This window comes from Thiohalorhabdus sp. Cl-TMA (assembly GCF_041821045.1).
In the GTDB taxonomy this organism is placed as follows: Bacteria; Pseudomonadota; Gammaproteobacteria; order Thiohalorhabdales; family Thiohalorhabdaceae; genus Thiohalorhabdus; species Thiohalorhabdus methylotropha.
Window position 1 is genome coordinate 1 of record NZ_JBGUAW010000004.1, and the last position, 21,340, is coordinate 21,340.

Here is a 21,340-nt window from a genome sequence, read left to right on the forward strand (position 1 = left end):
AGGCCCTCTACGCCCGGCAGGACGGCGGCGATCGGACCCCCGTGGCCAGCCGCTGCGACCTGCCCGGCCAGCCCGGCCCCGGAAGCAACTGAGTGCAACCCGGGCGGACCGTCCCATAGGGCGGTCCGCCTCTCAGGAGACCAATATGGCTGCAAGCCCTTGGCGTGTCCTGGTCGGGGCCTTCCTGACCGGGTGTTTGCTCTTTCCCGCCTGGGTGGCCGCCGGGGACTCCGGCGCCCAGATCAAGCCCCCCGCGCCCGGCTACACCGGGCTGGGCTTCCAACCCCCCGCCCCCGGCACCTATGATCTTTCCGTCGTCAAACCGGCCGCCGACGGCCGCGTCCTGCAAACCAACGGCGTCCCCGCCCGGCTGCACTCCCTATTCGGCGACGAGGTGGTGGTCTTCAGCTTCATCTACACCCACTGCCGCATGACCAACGGCTGTCCGCTGGCGAGCTTCGTCCTCTCCCAGACCAAGCGGCGGCTGGAGGAAACCGCCCCCGGCCTCGCCGAGCAGGTGCGACTGGTTTCGCTCAGCTTCGACCCGGACCGCGACACCCCTGAGGTCATGCGCGAGTACGGCGACCGCTTCCGGGAAAAGGGCCGGGGCCCGGTGGAATGGCGCTTCCTGACCACCGAGGCCCGCGCATTCCTCGATCCGATCCTGGGCGGCTACGACCAGGTGGCGGAGAAGCGGTACAACGAAGCCGGGGAATGGACGGGGAAATTCAACCACATCCTCCGGGTGTTCCTGATCGACAAGCGGCAGCGCATCCGCAACATCTACAACGTTTCCTTCCTGCACGCCGATATCCTGGTCAACGACATCCTGACCCTGCTCGAAGGCGAAGAAGACCGCTCCGCAGCCGTTGACCTTGGGGGGACGACCAGCCTCGAGCCCCGGCCCCTGCTGGCCTCCGCGGGCGATGCGGCCGCCTCCGATGGCAACCGGGTAGTGCCGCCCTCCCGGCAGCCCCTGGCGGCGCGCATTCTGGCCAAGCGCCCGGACCGCGAGGCCGCCGCGCAGGCCTCCGACCGCCAACCGCCGGATACCGTGAAACGACTGGTGCGCCTGGTGAAGGACCCGCCGCTCGGCCTACCCCCCGTTCCCGTGCCCGAGACCAACCCCGTTACCACCGCCAAGGTGAAGCTCGGGCGCAAGCTCTTCTTCGACCGGCGCCTCTCCCTGAATCACACCACTTCCTGCGGCATGTGCCACCTTCCCGAACAGGGCTTCACCAACAACGAGCTGAAGACCGCCGTGGGCTTCGACGGCCGGAGCACCAAGCGCAACGCCCCCACCATCCTCAACGTGGGCTACTACCAGCGCTTCTTCCACGACGCCCGCGAGAACCGGTTGGAGAACCAGATCTGGGGCCGGCTGCTGGCGCGCAACGAGATGAACAACGCCTCCGTGGGGCAGGTGCTGGAGAAGATCCGCCGAATGCCGGACTACGACGGCATGTTCGAGGCGGCGTTCGGCACCGGACCCAACCTGCTGAATATGGGCCAGGCCATCGCCAGCTACGAGCGCACCCTGGTTTCCGGGAATTCCCCCTTCGACCGTTGGTACTACGGCGATGAGGAAGATGCCCTGAGCGAACCGGCCAAGCGCGGCTTCCGCCTGTTCACCGGCAAGGCGGGCTGCGCCGGCTGCCATCGTATCGGCGAGGAATACGCCCTGTTCACCGACCAGAAGGTCCACAGCACTGGACTCGGCTGGTACTACTCCCACCGCAAGGAGCCCGCCAGCCACCAGGTCACCCTCGCGCCCGGCGTCACCGTGGAAACCGACTCGGACACCATCAACAAGTTCGGCAAGGCGCCGCCCAACGATCTCGGCCTCTACGAAGTGACCCGCAACCCCGCCGACCGCTGGCATTACCGAACGCCCATTCTACGAAACGTGGCCCTTACCGCCCCCTATATGCATAATGGAGCCTTCGAGTCCCTGGAGGCGGTGATCCGTTTCTATAACAAGGGCGGGCACGAATACGAGCTGCAGGATCCGCGGATCCGCCCCCTGGGCCTGGACGATCGGGAGGTGCGGGACCTGGTGGCCTTCCTGAAAAGCCTTACGGGCTCCAACGTCGCGTTCCTTCGACGGGCCGCCCGGGAAGCACCGATCGGGGACCTGGGCCCCGAGGATCCGCACTGGTCCCATCCCAACCATATCCCCTACGGGCGGCCAGGCACCCCCGACGCCGGGGATCGTTGAACGCGAGTTCAGCGGACTCAACGGGGAGAACGGCCGGATGGGCTGTGGAAGGAGGGCGTGAATGACCCCCAAGGACCATCTGATGCTCCAGTCGCTGATCAACGCGCTGGACCATCCCTTCGTCCTGATCGACAGCGGCTACCGGATCGTGGTGGCCAACTGGGCATACCGGGAGGCCTACGGCGAAGAGGAGACGGAGCGGGTGGTGGGGCGGCACTGCTACGAGGTCTCCCACCACGCCGACCGCCCCTGCCACCTGAACGGCGAGGACTGTCCCCTCCAGCACGTCCTCCAGGAGCAGGAAGCCCACACCGTCTTCCACACCCACTACGACTTCCACGGCCAGCCCGAGCACGTGCGCATCACCGGCCACCCCGTGCAGGGGCCGCAGGGCGAGCCGCTGCTGGGCGAGTCCATCTCCCGGCTCTCCGCCGGCCTGGAGATCGACTGCGAGGAGATGCAGCTCATCGGCGACTCCCCGGCGCTGCTGGAGGCGGTGGACCAGCTGCGCCGGGTGGCCCACAGCGACGTCGGGGTGCTGCTCATCGGCGAGAGCGGCGTGGGCAAGGACCTGGCCGCCCGCTACGTGCACGGCGAGAGCGCGCGCCGGGGCGGGGCCTTTCAGGTGGTGGACTGCTCCACCATCAGCGCCGACCTGTTCGAGAGCGAGCTGTTCGGCCACGAGCCCGGCTCCTTCACCGGCTGCGCCGGCCGCAAGCAGGGCCTGTTCGAGCTCGCCGACGGCGGCACCCTGTTCCTCGACGAGATCGGCGAGCTGCCGCTGTCCATGCAGGCCAAGCTCCTGCGCGCCCTGGAGACGGGGCAGTTCCGGCGGCTCGGCGGCCAGCGCACCCTGGAGGCCGACGTGCGGGTGGTCACGGCCACCAACCGCAACCTGGCGGCCATGGTGGAGGCGGGCACCTTCCGCGAGGACCTCTACTACCGGCTGGCCTGCATCACGGTGGTGCTGCCCACGCTGCGCGAGCGCCGCGAGGACATCCAGCCGTTGGCGGAATTCCTGCTGGCGCGCATCAACCGCGACAACGGTACCCACTGCACCCTGTCGCGAGCGGCGCTGGCCCGCCTCTCGGAATACGATTTCCCGGGCAACATCCGGGAGCTGCGCAACATCCTGCGCCGGGCCGTGGCCTTGTGCGGCCAGGGGACCATCCAGGTAGCGGATCTTGGCCTCGACCACGCGCCGCAGGCCCGCTCCCGGGGCGCCGCCGCACCGCAACCGGCCACCAGCGTTCCGGAGAACGGCGAGGAGCCCCTGTCGCTCCGCGACCTGGAAGTGCGCTCCATCCAGGAGCTGCTGAGCCGCTACGATGGTCAGCGCAAGCCAGTGGCGGAGGCCCTGGGCGTCAGCGAGCGCACGCTCTACCGCAAGCTCAAGCGCTACGGCCTACGCTAGGAAGGCTTACCCCGTACCGGACCCGTCCGGTCAGCCGTTCTCCCGGATCAGACGGCTCAGCTCCTCCACCTTTTCCCGCAGCAGGGCCTCGTCGGCCCGCGTTTCCACGTTGAGGCGAAGCAGCGGCTCGGTGTTGGAGGGGCGCAGGTTGAACCGCCACCGGTCCAGCTCCACGCTAACCCCGTCCGTACGGTCCACGGCGGGGTATTCGTCCTCGTAGGCGGTAACCAGCGCCTCCATGACCGCGTGGGGGTCACCCACCTCGAAGTTGATCTCGCCGCTGCACGGATAGGCCGCCTGCTGCTCCGCCACCAGCTGGGAGAGCGGCTTGCCCGCCACGCTCATGAGCTCGGTGACCAGCAGCCAGGGGATCATGCCGCTGTCGCAGTAGCCGAACCGTCGGAAGAAGTGGTGCCCCGACATCTCGCCGCCGTACACGGCATCCACTCGGCGCATGCTCTCCTTCATGAAGGCGTGGCCGGTCTTGCTCTGCACCGGCGTTCCGCCGCCCCGCCGCACCGTCTCGATGGTGTTCCAGGTGAGGCGCGGCTCGTGGATGATTCGCTCGCCGGCCTGCTTGCGGAGGAAGGACTGGGCCAGCAGGCCGATGAGATAGTAGCCCTCCACGAAGGTGCCGTCCTCGGTGAACAGGAAGCAGCGGTCGAAGTCGCCGTCCCAGGCGATGCCCAGGTCGGCGCCGTACTCACGCACCGCCCGGGCGGTGGCCTCGCGGTTCTCGGGCAGCAGCGGGTTGGGGATACCGTTGGGGAAGTGCCCGTCGGGCTCATGGTGGATCTTGATGAGCTGGAAGGGCAGATGCGGCTCCAGGGCGTCGATCACGGGCCCCGCGCCGCCGTTGCCGGCGTCGGTGACGATGCGCAGGGGCCGTAGGGCGTCGGCGTTGTCCAGATAGCCCAGGAGGTGCGCCACGTAGTCGGGGAGCACATTCAGCGTCCGCGGCTCCGGCTCGAAAGTGGTGGGGGCCGTTAAGGCGTCGGCCCGTTCCTGGATCTCCCGGAGCCCCGAATCGCCGCTGATGGGCCTGGCTTCCTCCCGAACCAGCTTCAGGCCGTTGTAATCCATGGGATTGTGGCTGGCCGTGACCATGATTCCGCCGTCCATGCCGTAATGGAAGGTGGCGAAATAGATCATCTCCGTACCGCCGAGGCCGATGTCGTGCACCTCGGCGCCGCCGTCCTCCAGCCCGGCCGCCAGCCCCTGGATCAGCTCCGGGCTGGTCAGGCGCACGTCGCGGCCCACTGCCACCCGGCGGGCATCCAGCTCCTCGGCGAAGGCCCGGCCGATACGGTAGGCCACTCCCGGATTCAGATCCCCGGGTACTCGCCCGCGTACATCATAGGCCTTGAAGCAGGTGATCGGTTCGCCCATGGCTCCTCCTCGTAGACGATTGAACGAAAAGTGCGGGACCGCGTCCCGGACCGCATAACCATAATGCCCGCCCGGCAGGCCCGCAACGAGGCGCCCGGGCGACATCGATCAATTGTTCGCGGAAGCCGGAATGGTGCCGATCAGCCCTGGATGGCGTATTTCTTGAGCCGATAGAGAAGCGTGTCCCGGGTCAAGCCGAGGAGCCGCGCCGCCCGGCTGCGGTTACCGGCGGTCTTCGCCAGGGCTTGCCGGATCAGGTCGGCCTCCAGCGCATCCAGGCGCAAGCCCCCCTCCGGAAGGGTGAAGGGCCCTTCTCCCGCGGCCCCTGCCCGCTGCAGATCGGCGGGAAGGTTCGCCGGGCCGATCTCGCGGCCCGGCAGCAGGATTACCAGCCGCTCGCAGAGATTGCGCAGCTCGCGGACGTTGCCCGGCCAAGGGTGGGCCTCCAGGAGGGCGCGGGCGGCCCGGTTGAAGGTGGGCGCCGCCACGCCGTGGCGCGCCGCCAGGTCGGCCGTCAGCCGCTCCAGAAGCAGGGGGAGGTCCCCTTGCCGCTCGCGCAGCGGCGGGAGCTCCACGGGAACCACGTGCAGGCGGTAGTAGAGATCCTCCCGGAAGCGACCGGCGCGCACCTCGCCGGGCAAGTCCCGGTTGGTGGCGGCCACCACGCGGGCGTCGGCCCGTTCCGGCGCGGTGGCGCCCACCGGCTGATACTCCCCGGCCTCCAGGAAGCGCAGCAGCTTGGCCTGCACCGCGGCGGAGAGCTCGCCCACCTCGTCCAGGAACAAGGTTCCGCCCGCGGCGGAGGCCGCCAAGCCGGGGCGGTGGTCAACGGCCCCGGTGAACGCCCCCTTGCGGTGCCCGAACAGCTGGGCCTCGGCGAGCCCGTCCGGCAGGGTGGCGCAATTCACCGAGACGAACGGCCCCCGGGAGCGGGGGCTCTCCGCATGCAGCGCCCGGGCCAGCAGCTCCTTGCCCGTCCCCGTCTCCCCCAGCACCAGCACCGAGACATCCGTGGCCGCCGCAACGGCGGCGGTGCGCAGGGCGGCCTGAAAGGAAGGCGCCGCGCCGGGGAGGGTCCGCTCGAAGGCATTGCGCATATCCGATACCTTTCGCCCGTGGAGCCGGTCCCGCCCCGGACCGGCTAAGTCCCCAATGGGTTTGGGTGATTCGTACTATACCAGAAGCCCCCGAGGGCCAGAACGACCAGGAGCAGGCCGAGGACCCGGTTCAGATGCGGAATCCGGCGCAGCCGCGTCATCAGCCCCGTGGCGGCCCCCGCTCCGGCGACGGCGGGAAGGGTGCCGAGCCCGAAGACCAGCATGAACAGCCCTCCCGGAAGGGCCCCGCCCTGCCCGGCCGCCACCAGAAGGGCCGAGTACACCATGCCGCAGGGCAGCCACCCCCAGATCATGCCGAAAATAATTGCGGAAGAGGCCCGGGTAATGGGGAACAGGCGGCGCCCCAGCGGCTCCAGCCGCCGCCACAGGGGCGCCCCGAGGCGCTCTACCACGGCGAAGCGCGGGAACCACCCGGCCAGATAGAGACCGACCGCCCCCACCATGAGCGCCGCCAGCGCCCGCAGCACCACCAAGCCCCGTTCGGGGTCCAATAAGGCGAACAGACCGCCCCCCAATCCCCCCACCAGGGCGCCTATGAGGGCATAGCTAGCGATCCGTCCGAGGTTGTATCCCGCCACGTACAGGAGCAGACGGCGGCGATCGTCCCGCACTTCCGGGGATAGGCCCATGGTCAGGGCACCCATGATGCCCCCGCACATGCCCACGCAGTGCAGAGAGCTGAACAGGCCGAGAACGAGGGCGGCGGGCAAGGCGTACAGCAAGGGGCGATCCAGGGCTACGGAATTCCCCGATAGGATACGGCATCCGGCATGGGGCCGCCCATCTTCCCCTTTCGGCGCAGTTTTCCCGCTCGGGGGAGCATGGGGAGGCTTGCCCTTTGGAGGTGCTCCGGCTAGGCTTCCTTTTTGAACCATTTTGGTGCAAACGTGGGCGCGAGGGACCTTCCGCACCGGAAAAACAGCTCACCGGCGCCGCGCCGGTCCCTCCAGGTTTTTCACGCTACCGACAAAAGGCCTCGGCCATGGGCCGCAACGATGAGCAAAGTGGCTCCCGGAAGGGGGCCCTTCGGGAGAACCAGGCGGAGACCGTCCGCGAGCCCCGAGAGGACAGCGACCGCCTGGACGAGCTGATCGGGCATACCTTGCGGGAACGGCGTACCGCCCTGTCCCTGACCCTGTCCGAGCTTTCCGAATCCTCGGGAGTCAGCAACGCCATGCTGAGCCGCATCGAGACCGGGCAAGTTTCCCCCAGCCTCAGCACCCTGGTCCGCATCACCCGCGTCCTGGGCCTGTCCCTATCCGAGCTTTTCCTCGATTACGAGAGCCCAGAGGGCGGGGCCCTGCACGTGGAGGCGGGACAGGGTCTGGAGGTGGTGCGAACGGGAACCAGCCGCGGCCACACCTACCACCTGCTCTCCTACGAGCGCGGCCCCAAACAGAGCTTCGAGGCCTTCCTGGTCAGCATGGACGATGAAAGCGAGGTGTTTCCCCGGTTCAAGCATCCCGGCGTGGAATTCCTCTACATGATCCGAGGCGAGATGCAGTACCGGCACGGCCAGAACCTCTACCACGTCAAGCCGGGGGACGCACTGACCTTCGACGGCACTGTCATGCACGGCCCGGAAACCCTCCTGCGCATCCCCATCCGGTTCATCTCCATCATCGAATACGCGTCGGGCGAAGAGGCGGAGTAGTCGAGCCCGCCCGTCCATTCCACCGGAGATAAAAATTACCTATAAAGGAGTAGCATTTTATTGCTACCCCATTCCTCCCCGAATCCCCCGCCAAAAACTTCAAGCAGGCTTCCCCCCTTACGGGCCAGTACCGATTCACGCGTACCCTTTTTGAGATAAACCCCGTACCTACGATCGGCTATCCCACCTTTCCCCCCTCCTTTCCGATCCAATTCTTTATTAAAAATCAACAAATAGAAAATAATAATTATTATTTAATGTAATTATCTTTTCTGAAATAAAAAGTATCCATATACCTCTAAAGTGCTATACGGGATTACCCCAATATGGGTTGACCTATTGCTTACGCCACCGCATAAATTTGTTTAAGAAAAAGATTTGCACTACGTGCAATGCCCGCTCGGCTAGCCGCCGCGGGGCGGGGGTTTTCCGAGGGGGCCACCCATTCCAACGGGAAGAGGGAACAACCATGGTGCAAAGCGGTGCGTTTCAGGTTCAGCCCGGGGCCCTGGCCACACCTCCCGACATGTCGGTGGAGCAGGCGCGGGCCTTCCTGCGCGAGCACGGGGTGCGCAATGTTCTCGCCCAATTCGTGGACATCCACGGCGCCCCGAAGACCAAATCCGTCCCCATCGCCCACCTGGAGGACGTGATCACCAACGGTGCCGGATTCGCCGGCTTCGCCGCCTGGGGCCTGGGCATGGAGCCACAGGACCCGGACTTCGAGGCCATCGGGGACCTCTCCACCCTCTGCCTACTGCCCTGGCAGCCCGGCTATGCACGGATCATCTGCTCCGGCCACGTGCAGGGCAGGCCCTGGCCCTATGACACCCGCAACATTCTCCAGACCCAGCTAAAGCGCCTGCACGACCGGGGCATGGACCTCAACACCGGCATCGAGCCCGAATTCATGCTCCTGCGGCGCACCGAGGACGGTGGGGTGGCGCCGGCCGATCCAACCGACCAGCTCATGAAGCCCTGCTACGACTACCGTTCCCTCAGCCGCAACCGCGAATTCCTGGACCGCTTCGTCGACGCCATGGAAGCGGTGGGAATCGACGTGGTGCAGGCCGACCACGAAGACGGCAACGGCCAGTTCGAGGTGAACACCATGTACGCCGACGCCCTGGAGAGCGCGGACCGACTGGTGTTCATCAAGATGGCCGTCACCGAGATCGCCCACGAGCTGGGCATGATCGGAACCTTCATGCCCAAGCCCATGACCGACCGCACCGGCAACGGCCTCCATTTCCATCTGTCGCTTTGCGATGAGCGAGGAACCAACCTGTTCGAGGACACCGGCGACGAGCGCGGCATGGACCTCTCCCGGATGGCCTACAACTTCCTGGGCGGGCTCATGCACCACGCACCGGCCCTGTGCGCCCTGAGCGCCCCCACCGTGAATTCCTACAAGCGGCTGGTGATCGGCCAGTCCCTGTCCGGCGCCCCGTGGGCCCCCGCCTATGTCTCCTTCGGCGCCGACAACCGCTCGGCCATGGTGCGGGTGCCCGGCGGCCGCCTGGAGAACCGCATCGCCGATGGGGCCGCCAATCCCTACCTGGTTACCGCCGCCCACATCGTCGCCGGTATGGACGGCGTGGAGCGGGAGCTCGATCCGGGTGATCCCCAGCAGCTCAATTTCTACAACGAAAAGCCGGCGGACATGGAGGCCAAGGGGATTCCCACCCTGCCCCAGAACCTATCCGACGCCGTGGACGCCCTGGAGGCGGACACCCTCTTCGCCGAGCAGCTTGGCCAGGACTTCATCCGGGAGTACATCAACCTCAAGCGCCAGGAGTGGGTGGAGTACCACCGCCAAGTCTCCCACTGGGAGCTCGATCAGTACCTCCAGTACCCCTAACTGCCAGGAGCGTTCCCATGTGCGGAATCGTCGGCTTTCTGGCCAAGCGGCCGGAACTGCGCGACCAGCTCGGCGCCTATACGAGTCCCATGCTGGATGCCATGGCTACCCGTGGCCCGGACTCGGCGGGCTTCGCGGTGTTCGGCGAGGCGCAGGACGAGCTGTGGCGCATCAACCTGTTCGCCCTCACCCCCGACTACGACTGGCGCCCGCTTACGGACGCCCTAGCGCACGCCGAAGGACCCTCCGGAGAGGTCCGATCGCTCGGCCGCCACGGCATCCTGGTTACCCCGGACCCTCCGGCCCGGGCGCGGACCTGGCTGCACCACCACCATCCCGAGCTGGTAGAGCTGTCCACCGGCCGCGCCATGGACGTCTTCAAGGACGTGGGCCATCCCCGCGCCGTGGCGGAGCAGTACGGCCTGGAGGCCATGCAAGGCACCCACGCGGTGGCCCACACCCGCATGGCCACCGAATCGGCCGTGACGCCGCTCCACGCCCACCCGTTCGTGGCGGGGGACGACTTCTGCCTGGTTCACAACGGCTCACTCTCCAATCCCAACAGCCTGCGGCGGAAGCTGGAGCGCAAGGGGGTCGGGTTCCTCACCGACAACGACACCGAGGCGGCTGCTCGCCTGATCCAGTGGCGGCTGTCGGAGGGCGATGACCTCCACGCGGCCCTCGAATACGGATTCGGCGAGATGGACGGCTTCTACACCCTGCTCATGGCCAATGACCACGAGCTGGCCTTGGTACGCGACTCCTTCGCCTGCAAGCCGGCCGTGGCTGCGGAGACCGACGACTACGTGGCCGTGGCCTCGGAATTCCACTCCCTGGCCCGGCTGCCGGGTATCGCCGACGCCGAGATCTTCGAGCCAGCCCCCGAGGAGATCTACGTATGGCAGGTATAAGCGAAGGCAAAGCCCCGGAATCGAACGGCGAGTCGGACCTCCGCTTCGATCTGCGCGAGCACTCCGTCCGCCATATCAATGGGCGCTTGCACGGGGACCTTTCCGGGATACGGCACGTGGCCATCGACCATCCCGACGGCGCCCACAACCTGGCTGTGGGGGTGGACGCCCCGGTAAACATCGACATCCAAGGCCACGCCGGCTACTTCATCGGCGGCATGAACCAGCAGGCGGAGATCACGGTGCACGGCAACGTGGGCTGGAGCGTCGGCGAGAACATCATGTCCGGCACGGTCCGGGTGAAAGGCTTTGCCTCGGAGTGCGCCGCGGCCTCCGGCCACGGCGGCTTGGTGGTGATCGAGAAAGACGCCTCCTCGCGCTGCGGCATCTCCATGAAGGGGGTGGATATCGTAGTCGGGGGCAGTGTCGGCCACATGTCGGGCTTCATGGCCCAGCTGGGCACCATGGTGATCTGCGGCGATGCCGGTCACGGCCTGGGGGATTCCTTGTACGAGGCGGTGATTTATATCCGCGGCAAGGACCACGGCCTGGGCGCGGATGCCCGCGAGGAGCCCATGGAGGAAACCGATCGCCGCAAGGTGGCCGGGCTCCTGGAGAAGGCGGGGTTGGACTATGCCCCTAGCGAGTTCCGGCGCATCGCTTCCGGCCGGACCCTGTACCACTGGAATGCCGATGCCGAGCAGGAGTACTGAATGAGCCCCAGTGATCAAGACATGGCTGATCGCCTGGAAGGGCTGGCCCTGGAGGAGAACGCCACCTACGACCAGGAGGCCCTCAACTACATCCAGCGGGCCGCCCGCTACGGCATGTACGACATCCGGGGACTCGGCGCCAAGCGCAGCCTTCCCGGGTTCGAGGACCTGACGTTCCTGACCGGATCCATGTCCCGCTACCCCCTCGAAGGCTACCGTGAGAAGTGCGTCACCAGGACCGCCATCGGCACCCGCCACGCCGAGAACCCCATCGAGCTCGACATCCCCATCACCATCGCCGGGATGAGCTTCGGCGCCCTGTCGGCCACGGTGAAGGACGCCCTCGGCCATGCCGCCTCGGAGATGGGCACTTCCACCACCACCGGCGACGGCGGCATGACGCCGGAAGAACGGGCCTCCTCCGAGACCCTCGTGTACCAGTGCCTGCCGTCGCGCTACGGGTTCAACCCCGACGACGTGCGCAAGGCGGATGCCATCGAGGTGGTGGTTGGCCAGGGCGCCAAGCCCGGCGGTGGCGGCATGCTGCTGGGCCTGAAGATGGGCGAGCGGGTGGCCCGCATGCGGACCCTGCCGCCGGGGATCGACCAGCGCTCCGCCTGCCGCCACCCGGATTGGACCGGCCCGGACGACCTCACCATCAAGATCCGGGAGCTGCGCGAGATCACCGACTGGCGGGTGCCCATCTATATCAAGTTCGGTGCCACGCGGGTATTCAACGACGTCAAGCTGGCCGTGCATGCCGGTGCGGACGCCATTGTCGTCGACGGCATGCAGGGCGGCACCGCCGCCACCCAGCAGGTATTCATCGAGGACACCGGCATCCCGACGCTGGCCGCCGTGCGCCAAGCCCGCGAGGCCCTGGAGGACCTCGACATGCGGGGCACGGTCCAGCTCATCGCTTCCGGGGGCATCCGCACCGGAGCCGATGTGGCCAAGGCCATCGCCCTGGGGGCCGACGCCGTCTCCATCGGCCAGGGGGTCATGATGGCGCTCGGCTGCAACAGCCCCCACTACTGGCAGAACGGCGAGGCGGTCTCCGCCCTGGAGGACTACAAGGCCCTGGGCACCAAACCCGGCTACTGCCACCACTGCCAGTCCGGCAAATGCCCGGTGGGCATCACCACCCAGGATCCCGAGCTGGAGCAGCGGGTGGACCTCGAGGAGGGCGCCAAGCGGGTCCGCCGCTACCTGCAGACGCTGAACATGGAGCTCACCACCCTGGCCCGGGCCTGCGGCAAGTCCGATGTCCACCACCTGGAGCCCGAGGACCTCGTCGCCCTGACCGTGGAAGCCGCGGCCATGGCCAAGGTCCCACTGGCGGGCACCGACTGGATCCCTGGAGGAGCCGGGCAATGACCATTCACCCGGCGCCAAGTCCCGTGGCGTCCGGCGCGTGCCGGGCAGCCCGCAATGCTTCCAGAGGAGGAGCCCTGTACGGAACAGAACGAAGGAGTCCAGCGCATCGTTTATCGGACCTACGCCACGATCCCTACGCCCCGGAACCTTGATACCGCTCATGGAGGACGCAACCAAACGAGATCGCGCAAAGCCCCGTAAACCCGAGTAACCAAACAACCATTTCCCGAACAAGGTGAAGGAATTATGGAAGATAAGCTCGGTGCTTTAACGGTAGTTTTCACGGAGTTCTACTACTGGGCCACCGTCCCCCTGATGTTTCTGATCCACGTAGGGTTCTGTGTCTACGAGGTGGGTGCATCCCGGGAAAAGAACATGATGCACACCCTCATGAAGAACACCATGGCCATCCCCCTCATTACCGTCGGATTCTTCCTGTTCGGCTGGTGGATCTATTTCGCCTTCCCCAACGGTCCCTTCATCTACGAGGGGAAAGGCCTCATCGATGCGCCCTGGGCGGTTCCCTGGAGCGAGATGATGGGCACCCACCTGGGCGGCTCCGCCTCCACGCAGGCCATGGAGGACTCCAGCCTCGGCGTGGGCTACTGGGCGCGGCTGAATGGCGTCTTCTGGGCGGCCTTCCTGCTGTTCTCCTGGACCACGGCCTCCATCATCTCCGGCGCGGTCATCGAGCGCATCCGGAACTTCGCCTTCTGGGTGATCGCCACCATGGTGGGAACCGTGACCTGGATCACCGACGCCGCCTGGGGCTGGCACTATGACGGCTGGATGGTGAAGCTGCTCGGCTACCATGACGCCTACGCCTCGGGCGTGGTGCACGCCATCGCCGGCGGTGCCGCCCTGGCCGTGCTGCTCAAACTGGGCCCGCGCATCGGTAAGTTCCGCGAGGACGGCACCCCCCGCGACATCGTCCCCCACAACCCGTGGATGGTGACCGTGGGGCTATTCCTCATCTACACGGGCTTCTGGGGCTTCTACGTCGCCTGCAACGTGCCGATCATCAATGCCAGCGGCATCGGCATGGAGGGCGACTCCTTCACCGCCACCAACATCTATCTGACGCCGACCACCCTGTCCGCCATCGTATTCAACTTCCTCATGTCCCTGTCCGGGGGCCTGCTGGCGGGCTACGCGGTCTCCAAGGGCGACGCCTTCTGGACCTACTCCGGCGGCCTTGCCGGGGTCATCGCGGCCTCCGCGGGCAACGACCTCTACAACCCGCTGCAGGCCTGCCTGCTGGGCGCCCTGGGCACGGTGGTGGCCTACAAGCTGCATTTCTGGGTGGAGCGCAAGTTCAAGGTGGACGACGCCGTGGGCGCCGTAGCGGTGCACGGCTACGCGGGCGTATTCGGGCTGATCGCCTGCGGCTTCATGCTGTGGGGGCACCCCGCCTCCGCCTTCGAGGGCTACGCCAACATCACGCCCTGGGGCCAATTCCTGGGTGCGGTGATCATGTTCGGCGTTCTCGGCTTCCTGCCCGCCTACATCGTGGCCTCCATCATGCAGGCCTTCGGGGTGCTTCGTATCCCGCGGTCCGTGGAGCTGGTGGGTCTGGATCTGGAGGAATACGACTACCGGTACCAGACCGACTCCGAGGTGGCCCTGGCCGAGGTGGAGCAGGCACGCCGGGAAGGCTACCTCCCCCGATCCACCCCGTAACCACTTGAACGCGAGGAAGAAGCAATGAGCACGACATCCGTTGAACAATGGGGCAACCTGGACAACCTCGGACCCATCTACCCCTTCGTCGGTACCGAGATGTTCTGGACGATCCTGGTCTTTGCCGGCTTCATCCTGTGGTTCGTCTGGCAGGCCCGGTTCGAGGCAAGGACCCACCGGAATGGCACAAAGCGCCTCTCCGATCCCAAGGTCCTGGAAAAGGTGCTTAGCGAGAACATCACTCCCCTGGGCCATCCGGCGACTTCCCTGAACCAGGTCCAGAACAACAACCACGAAGCCCCGGCGAAGGAAAAGGAAAAACCGGAAGAAACCTCCTCGCAGTAGCCGGGAAAAGGAAGGGGGCACGCCCTGTGCCCCCTTTTATTTGTTCCCGCCCAGGAAGGCCATTACCCTGCCCGCGACGCACACCCCATAGTCAACGAACCGGGCATTCCCCGCTCACAGCGCTCGAAGAGGGCGGTTCATGAACTGGATCTTCCTGGCCGTGCTGACGGCCTTTTTTTATGGCGCCTACAACGTCTTCATCAAGGTGGCCTCCGGCCACATCAACCAGATCGTCGGCGCGCTGGTCCTCCAGATAGTCGCGGCCCTGGTGGGCGGCGTCATACTGGGCTACCTGCGCTTTACCCACGCCTCCCTGGAGGTTTCCTCGAAGGGCTTTCTGTTCGCCGTGCTGGCCGGCCTGTTCGTGGGCCTCGCGGAGATCACCTCCTTTTTCGTCTTCTCCCGGGGCGTCCCCGCCGCCATCGGCATCCCCATTATCATCGGCGGCTCCGTGGCCTTCGGCGCCCTAATGGGGGTCTTCTTCCTGAAAGAGCACTTCCAGTGGGTCCACGTGCTGGGACTGCTGATGGTCACCGGCGGCGTGGTGCTGCTGACCAGCCAGTAGAGGAGACACGGCGGAAGGGCCGTGTCAGCGAAAAGTCCGCCGACACGTTCGTATGCCTACCGCTGGGAAGCCTGGCCCGCCTAGGCCGAGGCGGCGGTGGCCGCGTAGCCGATGGCGAGGGTCCGGAGCAACCACAGGACCAGCCCAATGGCCAGGGATACGTCCGCGAGCCGCAGCAACGGAGTCCCCCGCCAAGCGGAGAACAGCTTGCTCCCGCCCCAGATAGCCAGGAACACGGCCGCCAGCGGCACGAGGAGGACCACTTCGTGGACGAGGAAATCGGCGGCCACCGCCTTGTACGGATTGTCGTAGAAGCGGTGCGGGGGAAGGAGGTAATGATTGGCCGTGGCGAAGACGCCCGAGGCGATGATGAGCCGGGCGAGCAGCTCCCGCCAGGAAGACGACCATAGCCTGGACAATGGAACACACTCCTTGAAGGAAACTGCGACAATCCTCGCCAAGATTCGCCGGTCCGTAAACCCTGCCTCCCCCTGGACCGACCGGCACCGACCCGTCGCTGTCCAGTCGACCGCTGAGTTGCAGCACGAGGCCAGCAACTGGAGGGAAATGGCTCCTGTGCCCAGTCCAGCAATTGACGGCCATTCTTCATCCGGCGGGTAACGCGACTTCAGCCGCGAGCCCTCCCAATCCGCTCCGCGTAAGGGTCAACTGACCGCTGTAGAGCTCGACCAGCTCTTGCACGATCCCCAGACCGAAGCCGGAACCGGGGCTGGTCTCATCCAGCTTCACCCCGCGCCCCATGGCGGTTCGGGCTTCTTGATCGGTCATACTCGGCCCGTCGTCAAGCACCCGGATAAGAACGTTCCCCGCCTCCTGGGAAGCGGTCAGCTCGAAGCGGCGCTCCGCCCATTTCGTGGCGTTGTCCAACAGATTGCCCACTATCTCTTCCAGGTCCTGCGGGTCGGCACGGACGGCGAGATCCCCGGGAATGTCATGCCGGAATTCCAAACCACGACGCCGGGCGAGCTGGCCGAACCCCTCCACCAGAGGACCCAGGGCCGCGTGCAGGGACGTGGAAGCCCCCATGGGTGCCGGGCCGGCCGCGGACGCCCGGGCGAGGTGATTCCTTATGGCGCCATCCATCCGCTGCACCTGTTGAACGAGGGTATCGCGGTGCGCTTCGGGCAACCGATCCGCTAGGGTCCGAAGTACGGCCATGGGGGTCTTCAGCGCATGGGCGAGGTTACCGGCGGCCTGGCGTCCCCGCTCGATCAGGGCTCGATCGCGGCGCAGCACCGCATTCATGGCCTCGGCGAGCTGCGCCAGCTCGGCGGGGAGATCGGTATCCAGTTCCTCCTTGCGGCCGCTTTCGACGGCGTTCAGTTCGGCCCGCACCCGTCGCAGCGGGGCCAGGCCCCAGCGCACCTGAAGGGTGATTCCGGCGAGCAGGATCAGGGCCAGGATGCCCAGGGAGAGCCAGAGCAGCCGGTTAAAGCGCCGGATCTCGGCTTGGATGGGCTGATAGGTGGCGGCCACCATGACGGTGGTGGGGCCGTTCATCTTCGGGAGCTGAACCCGCCGTTGGACCAGACGCAGCGGCGCTCCGGAAGGGCCGGTTATATCGCGTTTAACCAGGCCCCCGGAGGCGGTTTCCGGGAGCCGTTCGTCCCAGAGCGACCGGGAGGAAAGCACCGCTTTGGGCCCGCTAACCTGCCAGTACCAGCCCGAGAACACCCGCGTGAACCGGGGCTCCCCCAGGTTGCCGGTCACGGTGACCCGGTCCCGGCGGGGATCGTACTCGATGTTGGCGAGGACGACGCTCAACAAGGATTCGAGGCGCTGATCCAGGGCGGACTGGACGGACTGCCGGAAATTGTAGGAAAGGAGCGCGCCCGCAGCCGGGAGCACCAGGACGATCACCGCCACCGAGGCGACAAGCATCCGGGCGTGAATGGAGCGGGGCATGCGCGGAAGTCGGCTCAAGCTTCCGCATCCGCATCGATCATCCGATAGCCGCGCCCCCGGACCGTTTCGATGGCCTCCGACCCCAGCTTGCGCCGCAACCGGCTGATCTGGACATCGATGACGTTGGAATCCGGCTCCCCGTCGCTCTCGTAGGTATATTCGGCGAGCTCCTGGCGCGTGACGATGCGCGGCGCGGCGTGCATCAGACGCGATACCAGCCGGAATTCCTGCGCCGTCAGGGCGACGGGCAATCCGGCCTGGCTGAGCTGGCCGCTGTGTGTGTCCAGAACCAGCCGGCCCACCTGGATCTGGGGATGGGAATGCTGATGGCTCCGCCGGACCAGGGCCCGCAGCCGGAACAGGATTTCCGCGGTTTCGAAGGGTTTGGTGACGTAATCGTCCGCGCCGGCGGAGAATCCGGCGGCCTTGTCCGACCAGCGCTCGCGGGCCGTCAGGATCAGGACGGGAAGGGCCAGGCCCTGTTCGCGCCAGGATTCGAGCCAGCCCACCGCATTCCCATCCGGCAGTCCTAGATCGAGGATCACCGCGTCATAGCATTGGGTCATGACCTGGAAATCCGCCTCGCCCCCGGTTGCCACCCGTTCGACGATGAGGCCCGCCTGCTGCAGGTCCTCCCCGAGGACCCGCGCCAGCGCGTCATCATCCTCGACCAAGAGAACCTTCATTCCTCGATCCGCATATCATCGATGTCGGTACCCTCGATGCCGAGGATCTCACCGTTTCGTCCATCCACCTCGAATTCGACCACCTGGCCGTCGGCGCCCAGCAGCTCGATCTCATAGACGCGGTCCCCTTCGCCGCCCTCCAGCTCCACATCGATAACCTGGCCGCGGTAACGCTTCTTCAGTTCGCCGATGATGTCGCTCAGGGGACGGAGCTCTCCGGATTCCACCTGCTCGTGCAGCTCGCGCCATTCCGTTTCGTCGGCAAGCAGCGGGAGGCTCACAAGCAGCAGGCATACCAGGCCGGCCAGCCCGAGGAGTGCAAAACCGCGAATAGATGGAGGGAATCGTGTCTTCATCATGGGCCTTCAATATAGCCCGGCTGCAGATGAACAAAGGATGAATGGCGGCTTAATCCCGTCGTCAGTCGCTTCCCGCTAGGCTGCGGAAACCGTCGGGCACACATTCCGATTCGACGGCCCATAACCAGAATCGATCATAAAGGAGGCGATCATGAAAGTAATCACGGGCCTGGCCTTCGCCGCGGCACTTAGCCTGCCGGCTGGCGCGCACGCCGCCGGCAGCATGGAGGATCTGGACCGAAACCTCGCGAGCGCGCAGGAGTATGGCATCACGCAGTTCACGGAGCTGGATTTCGAAGACAACGGAGCCGTGGAGGTGGAAGGCTGGCTGGACGATCAATGGCACGCGGAAGTGCGCATCGAAAACTCCGGCGAGGTGGGCCACGAAGAGCGGGAGAAGCGGGTTGACGGTCCCTGGGGCATGACCGCCGAACAGGTGCGCCAGTTGGCCGAAAAGGCTACCCAGAAGGGCGTGACGAAGCTTGAGGAGATCCAGATGACCCCCAACGGCTACGTGGAGGTCGAGGGGGACGACGATCGCGGTGAGGAGCTTGACCTGCGCTTCCGGGCGGCCGAATAGCCCGCCTTTCAAGTGCCCGCGCCCCCGGGGAGGGGGTCGGGCACCCTTCTCCCTCCGGCCCGGCCGCCTCGTGGCCTACCCCGGGTCCCGTTGGTTTGTGCCCGCCAGGAGGGCCGGGCACCCTGCCCCTCGACCTCCGGTTGATTCCCGAACCGATCCCTCGAGACGCTCCATCCCGGGAAGGGCGGCCCATGAACTGGATCCTCCTGGCCGTGCTTACGGCCTTTTTCTATGGCGCCTACAACGTCTTCATCAAGGTGGCCTCCGGCCACATCAACCAGATCGTCGGCGCGCTGGTCCTCCAGATAGTCGCGGCCCTAGTGGGCGGCGTCATACTGGGCTACCTGCGCTTTACCCACGCCTCCCTGGAGGTCTCCTCGAAGGGCTTTCTGTTCGCCGTGCTGGCCGGCCTGTTCGTGGGCCTCGCGGAGATCACCTCCTTTTTCGTCTTCTCCCGGGGCGTCCCCGCCGCCATCGGCATCCCCATCATCATCGGCGGCTCCGTGGCCTTCGGCGCCCTCATGGGGGTCTTCTTCCTCAAGGAGCATTTCCAGTGGGTCCATGTTCTGGGGCTGCTCATGGTCACCGGCGGCGTGGTGCTGCTAACCAGCCAATAATCGAGCAGGCGCCCGACGACCTTTACATGCCCAGGGACGCACGCAGGCGGACCCAACCTTTCGCTTCCCCGGGCAGCCCGATGCGCAGCCCGGCGGGCTCCGCGAACAGGCGGGTCCAGAGTCCCCGTTCGACCAGTAGGCGATGGCGCTCCGCGGAAGCCCCTCCGGGCAGCCACTGGAACAGCGGCGTCCCGCCCGCGGGGCTCCAACCGGCCTCCGCCAGCAGCGCGGAAAGCGCTTGCCCTTCCTCCGCCAATCGTTGCCGGGCCGCCGCCTGCCAGGCCCCGTCCGCCAGGGCCTCTCGGACCACCGTACGGGCCGGTCCGGAAACGGGCCAGGGTCCAAGCTCTTCGGCCAGGGCCTGCCGCACCGCGGCCTCGGCGGCCAGGAAGCCCACCCGGCCCCCCGGCAGCCCGAAGAACTTGCCCGGCGAGCGCAGCACCAGCAGACCCGGCCTTCCCGCCTCCGCGGCCAGGCTGTGCTCGGGGGCCACGTCGGCGAAGGCCTCGTCCACGATCAGCCACCCGTCGCGGCCCGACAGGTTGCGGTGCCAGCGCAGCAGCTCCTCGCGGCGAAACCGCTGTCCGTCGGGATTGTTGGGATTGGTGACCACCAGCACGTCGGCGCTCCGGGACGCCGCCTCCAGGTCCGCGGCGCGGGGCCGCTCCACGCGATGACCGGCCCGCGCCCAGCGCCAGGCGTGCTCCCCGTAGGTGGGCCAGAGCACCGCCGCGCTGCCGGGCCGGCGCAGGCGGGGCAGCAGCTGGATGGCGGCTTCGGATCCGGGCACGGTAAGCAGCTCCGCCGTACCGTAGTAGGCGGCCGCCGCCTCCAGGAGGCCGTCGTCGCCCTCCGGAAGGCGGTGCCAGGCGTGCTCGTCCACCGCCGGAACCGGATAGCCGCGGGGATTGATGCCGGTGGACAGGTCCACCCAACCGCCTCGCGGCTCGCCGTGGCGACGCCGGGCCTCTTTGAGATCGCCGCCGTGCTCAATCAAGGACCAGCACTCCCGCGGCGAGGAGCCCCACCCACAGCGCCACGCCCCGCCGCACCAGGGCCACCGCGGCATGGATGGTCGTCGCGTCCGGCTCGCCGCCCTCTCCGAGCGGGGGACGCGCCTCCGCGGCGCCATGATAGGCGGCCGCGCCGCCCAGGCGCACCCCGAGGGCCCCGGCACCCGCCGCCATAACCATGCCGGCGTTCCAGCTCTTCCAGGTCCCCGCCTGCGTCCACCAGCTCCGCAGGGCGGCACCCGTGCGGCCCAGCAGGCTGTAGGTCAGGGCCGTGAGCAGCGCCGGCGGGGCGTTCAACAGATCGTCCAGGCGCGCCGCCGCCCAGCCGAAGCCCCGGAACCGCGCCGTGCGATAGCCCCACATGGCGTCCAGCGTGTTCACCAGTCGGTGCAGCACCACCCCGCCGGGTCCCAGGACCAGCAGCCAGAACAGGCTCGCGAACACCGCGTCGCTGCCGTTCTCCAGCACCGATTCCACCGTCGCCCGGGCCGCTTCCGCGCCGCTCATCCGCTCCGTGTCGCGGCTCACCAGAAGGCCTACGGACCGCCGGGCGGCCTCCAGATCGCCGGCGGCGAGCGGTCCTGCCACCGCCCGGGCGTGCTCGGCCAGGCTCCGCCCCCCGAAGGCGAGATAGAACAGAACGACGGCCAGCAGCGGACCCGCCACCGGGAGCCGTCCCAGCCACCAGGCCACCAGCACGAAGGGCAGCACCAGCAGGAGCAGGGCCACCAGGCCGCGAAAGCGACGCCCGGCGCCCCGGTTCAGACGCCGCTCTACCCTGGCCGCCAGCGCGCCGAAAGCGGCCAGCGGATGCCGGCGCCGCGGATCGCCGAGCAGGGCATCCAGCAGGAGCCCGGCCAGCACCACCGCCAGCAGGGTCATCCCCTCGGCCTCCCGGCCCGCGAAGCGCGGCG

At 67.1% G+C, this 21,340-nt stretch carries 21 protein-coding genes; 12 read left to right on the forward strand and 9 right to left on the reverse strand.

Annotated elements, in window-relative coordinates; translation table 11 throughout:
• Window positions 1–145 precede the first annotated feature (145 nt).
• Both ACERLL_RS06150 and ACERLL_RS06155 read left to right on the forward strand, forming a co-directional pair.
• Window positions 146–2,218 (forward strand): cytochrome c peroxidase, encoded by a 2,073-nt coding sequence (locus ACERLL_RS06150; RefSeq protein WP_373655198.1) that lies wholly within the window; start codon window positions 146–148, stop codon window positions 2,216–2,218.
• 61 nt (window positions 2,219–2,279) lie between these two features.
• Complete coding sequence (locus ACERLL_RS06155; RefSeq protein WP_373655199.1) at window positions 2,280–3,632, forward strand: sigma-54 interaction domain-containing protein; 1,353 nt, start codon at window positions 2,280–2,282, stop codon at window positions 3,630–3,632.
• Between the two features lie 30 nt (window positions 3,633–3,662).
• Here ACERLL_RS06155 and ACERLL_RS06160 read toward each other — a convergent pair whose 3' ends face one another.
• The 3 genes from ACERLL_RS06160 to ACERLL_RS06170 form a co-directional block, all read right to left on the reverse strand.
• The gene (locus ACERLL_RS06160; RefSeq protein ID WP_373655200.1) at window positions 3,663–5,021 is read right to left on the reverse strand and encodes a phosphohexomutase domain-containing protein; all 1,359 of its coding nucleotides are present in this window, start codon (window positions 5,019–5,021) and stop codon (window positions 3,663–3,665) included.
• Window positions 5,022–5,161: 140 nt separating this feature from the next.
• Window positions 5,162–6,118, reverse strand: coding sequence for a sigma-54 interaction domain-containing protein (locus tag ACERLL_RS06165; RefSeq protein ID WP_373655201.1), 957 nt, complete (start codon window positions 6,116–6,118; stop codon window positions 5,162–5,164).
• A gap of 44 nt (window positions 6,119–6,162) precedes the next feature.
• Window positions 6,163–6,861, reverse strand: coding sequence for a sulfite exporter TauE/SafE family protein (locus tag ACERLL_RS06170; protein WP_373655202.1), 699 nt, complete (start codon window positions 6,859–6,861; stop codon window positions 6,163–6,165).
• A 260-nt stretch (window positions 6,862–7,121) separates the two neighbouring features.
• Between ACERLL_RS06170 and ACERLL_RS06175 the strand changes: the two genes are divergently transcribed.
• From ACERLL_RS06175 to ACERLL_RS06210, 8 genes are all read left to right on the forward strand, one after another.
• A complete protein-coding gene (locus ACERLL_RS06175) occupies window positions 7,122–7,793 on the forward strand; it encodes a helix-turn-helix domain-containing protein (RefSeq protein WP_373655203.1) in 672 nt (223 codons plus the stop codon).
• Between the two features lie 526 nt (window positions 7,794–8,319).
• The gene (gene glnT / locus ACERLL_RS06180; RefSeq protein ID WP_373655511.1) at window positions 8,320–9,654 is read left to right on the forward strand and encodes a type III glutamate--ammonia ligase; all 1,335 of its coding nucleotides are present in this window, start codon (window positions 8,320–8,322) and stop codon (window positions 9,652–9,654) included.
• Window positions 9,655–9,671: 17 nt separating this feature from the next.
• Entirely contained in the window at window positions 9,672–10,565 is an 894-nt protein-coding gene (locus ACERLL_RS06185; protein WP_373655204.1) for a class II glutamine amidotransferase domain-containing protein, read from the forward strand.
• A complete protein-coding gene (locus ACERLL_RS06190; RefSeq protein ID WP_373655205.1) occupies window positions 10,553–11,278 on the forward strand; it encodes a GltB/FmdC/FwdC-like GXGXG domain-containing protein in 726 nt (241 codons plus the stop codon). Before ACERLL_RS06185 ends, ACERLL_RS06190 begins: the two co-directional genes overlap by 13 nt.
• A gap of 21 nt (window positions 11,279–11,299) precedes the next feature.
• Window positions 11,300–12,655 (forward strand): FMN-binding glutamate synthase family protein, encoded by a 1,356-nt coding sequence (locus ACERLL_RS06195; RefSeq protein WP_373655512.1) that lies wholly within the window; start codon window positions 11,300–11,302, stop codon window positions 12,653–12,655.
• A gap of 246 nt (window positions 12,656–12,901) precedes the next feature.
• Entirely contained in the window at window positions 12,902–14,335 is a 1,434-nt protein-coding gene (locus tag ACERLL_RS06200; RefSeq protein ID WP_373655206.1) for an ammonium transporter, read from the forward strand.
• 24 nt (window positions 14,336–14,359) lie between these two features.
• Window positions 14,360–14,680 carry a hypothetical protein gene (locus ACERLL_RS06205; RefSeq protein WP_373655207.1) on the forward strand — a complete coding sequence of 107 codons (321 nt, stop codon included), beginning with the start codon at window positions 14,360–14,362 and terminating at the stop codon, window positions 14,678–14,680.
• Window positions 14,681–14,819: 139 nt separating this feature from the next.
• Complete coding sequence (locus ACERLL_RS06210; RefSeq protein WP_373655208.1) at window positions 14,820–15,245, forward strand: EamA family transporter; 426 nt, start codon at window positions 14,820–14,822, stop codon at window positions 15,243–15,245.
• A gap of 80 nt (window positions 15,246–15,325) precedes the next feature.
• On the opposite strand, the gene ACERLL_RS06215 is transcribed toward ACERLL_RS06210, so the two are convergent.
• From ACERLL_RS06215 to ACERLL_RS06230, 4 genes are all read right to left on the reverse strand, one after another.
• Window positions 15,326–15,664: a hypothetical protein gene (locus tag ACERLL_RS06215; protein WP_373655209.1), complete on the reverse strand. Its 339-nt coding sequence runs from the start codon at window positions 15,662–15,664 to the stop codon at window positions 15,326–15,328.
• A gap of 187 nt (window positions 15,665–15,851) precedes the next feature.
• Window positions 15,852–17,189, reverse strand: coding sequence for a sensor histidine kinase (locus ACERLL_RS06220; RefSeq protein ID WP_373655210.1), 1,338 nt, complete (start codon window positions 17,187–17,189; stop codon window positions 15,852–15,854).
• Window positions 17,186–17,857, reverse strand: a complete 672-nt coding sequence (locus ACERLL_RS06225; protein WP_373655211.1) for a winged helix-turn-helix domain-containing protein — start codon at window positions 17,855–17,857, stop codon at window positions 17,186–17,188. Before ACERLL_RS06225 ends, ACERLL_RS06220 begins: the two co-directional genes overlap by 4 nt.
• A complete protein-coding gene (locus tag ACERLL_RS06230) occupies window positions 17,854–18,213 on the reverse strand; it encodes a PepSY domain-containing protein (RefSeq protein WP_373655212.1) in 360 nt (119 codons plus the stop codon). Before ACERLL_RS06230 ends, ACERLL_RS06225 begins: the two co-directional genes overlap by 4 nt.
• 154 nt (window positions 18,214–18,367) lie before the next feature.
• Between ACERLL_RS06230 and ACERLL_RS06235 the strand changes: the two genes are divergently transcribed.
• Together ACERLL_RS06235 and ACERLL_RS06240 are read left to right on the forward strand one after the other, a co-directional pair.
• A complete protein-coding gene (locus ACERLL_RS06235) occupies window positions 18,368–18,796 on the forward strand; it encodes a hypothetical protein (protein ID WP_373655213.1) in 429 nt (142 codons plus the stop codon).
• 191 nt (window positions 18,797–18,987) lie between these two features.
• Window positions 18,988–19,413 (forward strand): EamA family transporter, encoded by a 426-nt coding sequence (locus ACERLL_RS06240; protein WP_373655214.1) that lies wholly within the window; start codon window positions 18,988–18,990, stop codon window positions 19,411–19,413.
• A gap of 22 nt (window positions 19,414–19,435) precedes the next feature.
• Here the strand turns inward: ACERLL_RS06240 and cobD are convergent, their stop codons facing one another.
• Both cobD and cbiB read right to left on the reverse strand, forming a co-directional pair.
• Window positions 19,436–20,410: a threonine-phosphate decarboxylase CobD gene (cobD, locus tag ACERLL_RS06245; protein ID WP_373655215.1), complete on the reverse strand. Its 975-nt coding sequence runs from the start codon at window positions 20,408–20,410 to the stop codon at window positions 19,436–19,438.
• Window positions 20,403–21,308: an adenosylcobinamide-phosphate synthase CbiB gene (cbiB, locus tag ACERLL_RS06250; protein ID WP_373655216.1), complete on the reverse strand. Its 906-nt coding sequence runs from the start codon at window positions 21,306–21,308 to the stop codon at window positions 20,403–20,405. Before cbiB ends, cobD begins: the two co-directional genes overlap by 8 nt.
• Window positions 21,309–21,340 lie beyond the last annotated feature (32 nt).

What these genes read in the sequence shown, in the direction of transcription:
- ACERLL_RS06150 (WP_373655198.1), top strand. Translation starts at nt 146, where the DNA reads ATGGCTGCAAGCCCTTGGCGTGTCCTGGTCGGGGCCTTCCTGACCGGG.
- ACERLL_RS06155 (WP_373655199.1), top strand. Translation starts at nt 2,280, where the DNA reads ATGACCCCCAAGGACCATCTGATGCTCCAGTCGCTGATCAACGCGCTG.
- ACERLL_RS06160 (WP_373655200.1), bottom strand. Translation starts at nt 5,021, where the DNA reads ATGGGCGAACCGATCACCTGCTTCAAGGCCTATGATGTACGCGGGCGA.
- ACERLL_RS06165 (WP_373655201.1), bottom strand. Translation starts at nt 6,118, where the DNA reads ATGCGCAATGCCTTCGAGCGGACCCTCCCCGGCGCGGCGCCTTCCTTT.
- ACERLL_RS06175 (WP_373655203.1), top strand. Translation starts at nt 7,122, where the DNA reads ATGGGCCGCAACGATGAGCAAAGTGGCTCCCGGAAGGGGGCCCTTCGG.
- glnT (WP_373655511.1), top strand. Translation starts at nt 8,320, where the DNA reads ATGTCGGTGGAGCAGGCGCGGGCCTTCCTGCGCGAGCACGGGGTGCGC.
- ACERLL_RS06185 (WP_373655204.1), top strand. Translation starts at nt 9,672, where the DNA reads ATGTGCGGAATCGTCGGCTTTCTGGCCAAGCGGCCGGAACTGCGCGAC.
- ACERLL_RS06190 (WP_373655205.1), top strand. Translation starts at nt 10,553, where the DNA reads ATGGCAGGTATAAGCGAAGGCAAAGCCCCGGAATCGAACGGCGAGTCG.
- ACERLL_RS06195 (WP_373655512.1), top strand. Translation starts at nt 11,300, where the DNA reads ATGGCTGATCGCCTGGAAGGGCTGGCCCTGGAGGAGAACGCCACCTAC.
- ACERLL_RS06200 (WP_373655206.1), top strand. Translation starts at nt 12,902, where the DNA reads ATGGAAGATAAGCTCGGTGCTTTAACGGTAGTTTTCACGGAGTTCTAC.
- ACERLL_RS06205 (WP_373655207.1), top strand. Translation starts at nt 14,360, where the DNA reads ATGAGCACGACATCCGTTGAACAATGGGGCAACCTGGACAACCTCGGA.
- ACERLL_RS06210 (WP_373655208.1), top strand. Translation starts at nt 14,820, where the DNA reads ATGAACTGGATCTTCCTGGCCGTGCTGACGGCCTTTTTTTATGGCGCC.
- ACERLL_RS06225 (WP_373655211.1), bottom strand. Translation starts at nt 17,857, where the DNA reads ATGAAGGTTCTCTTGGTCGAGGATGATGACGCGCTGGCGCGGGTCCTC.
- ACERLL_RS06230 (WP_373655212.1), bottom strand. Translation starts at nt 18,213, where the DNA reads ATGAAGACACGATTCCCTCCATCTATTCGCGGTTTTGCACTCCTCGGG.
- ACERLL_RS06235 (WP_373655213.1), top strand. Translation starts at nt 18,368, where the DNA reads ATGAAAGTAATCACGGGCCTGGCCTTCGCCGCGGCACTTAGCCTGCCG.
- ACERLL_RS06240 (WP_373655214.1), top strand. Translation starts at nt 18,988, where the DNA reads ATGAACTGGATCCTCCTGGCCGTGCTTACGGCCTTTTTCTATGGCGCC.
- cbiB (WP_373655216.1), bottom strand. Translation starts at nt 21,308, where the DNA reads ATGACCCTGCTGGCGGTGGTGCTGGCCGGGCTCCTGCTGGATGCCCTG.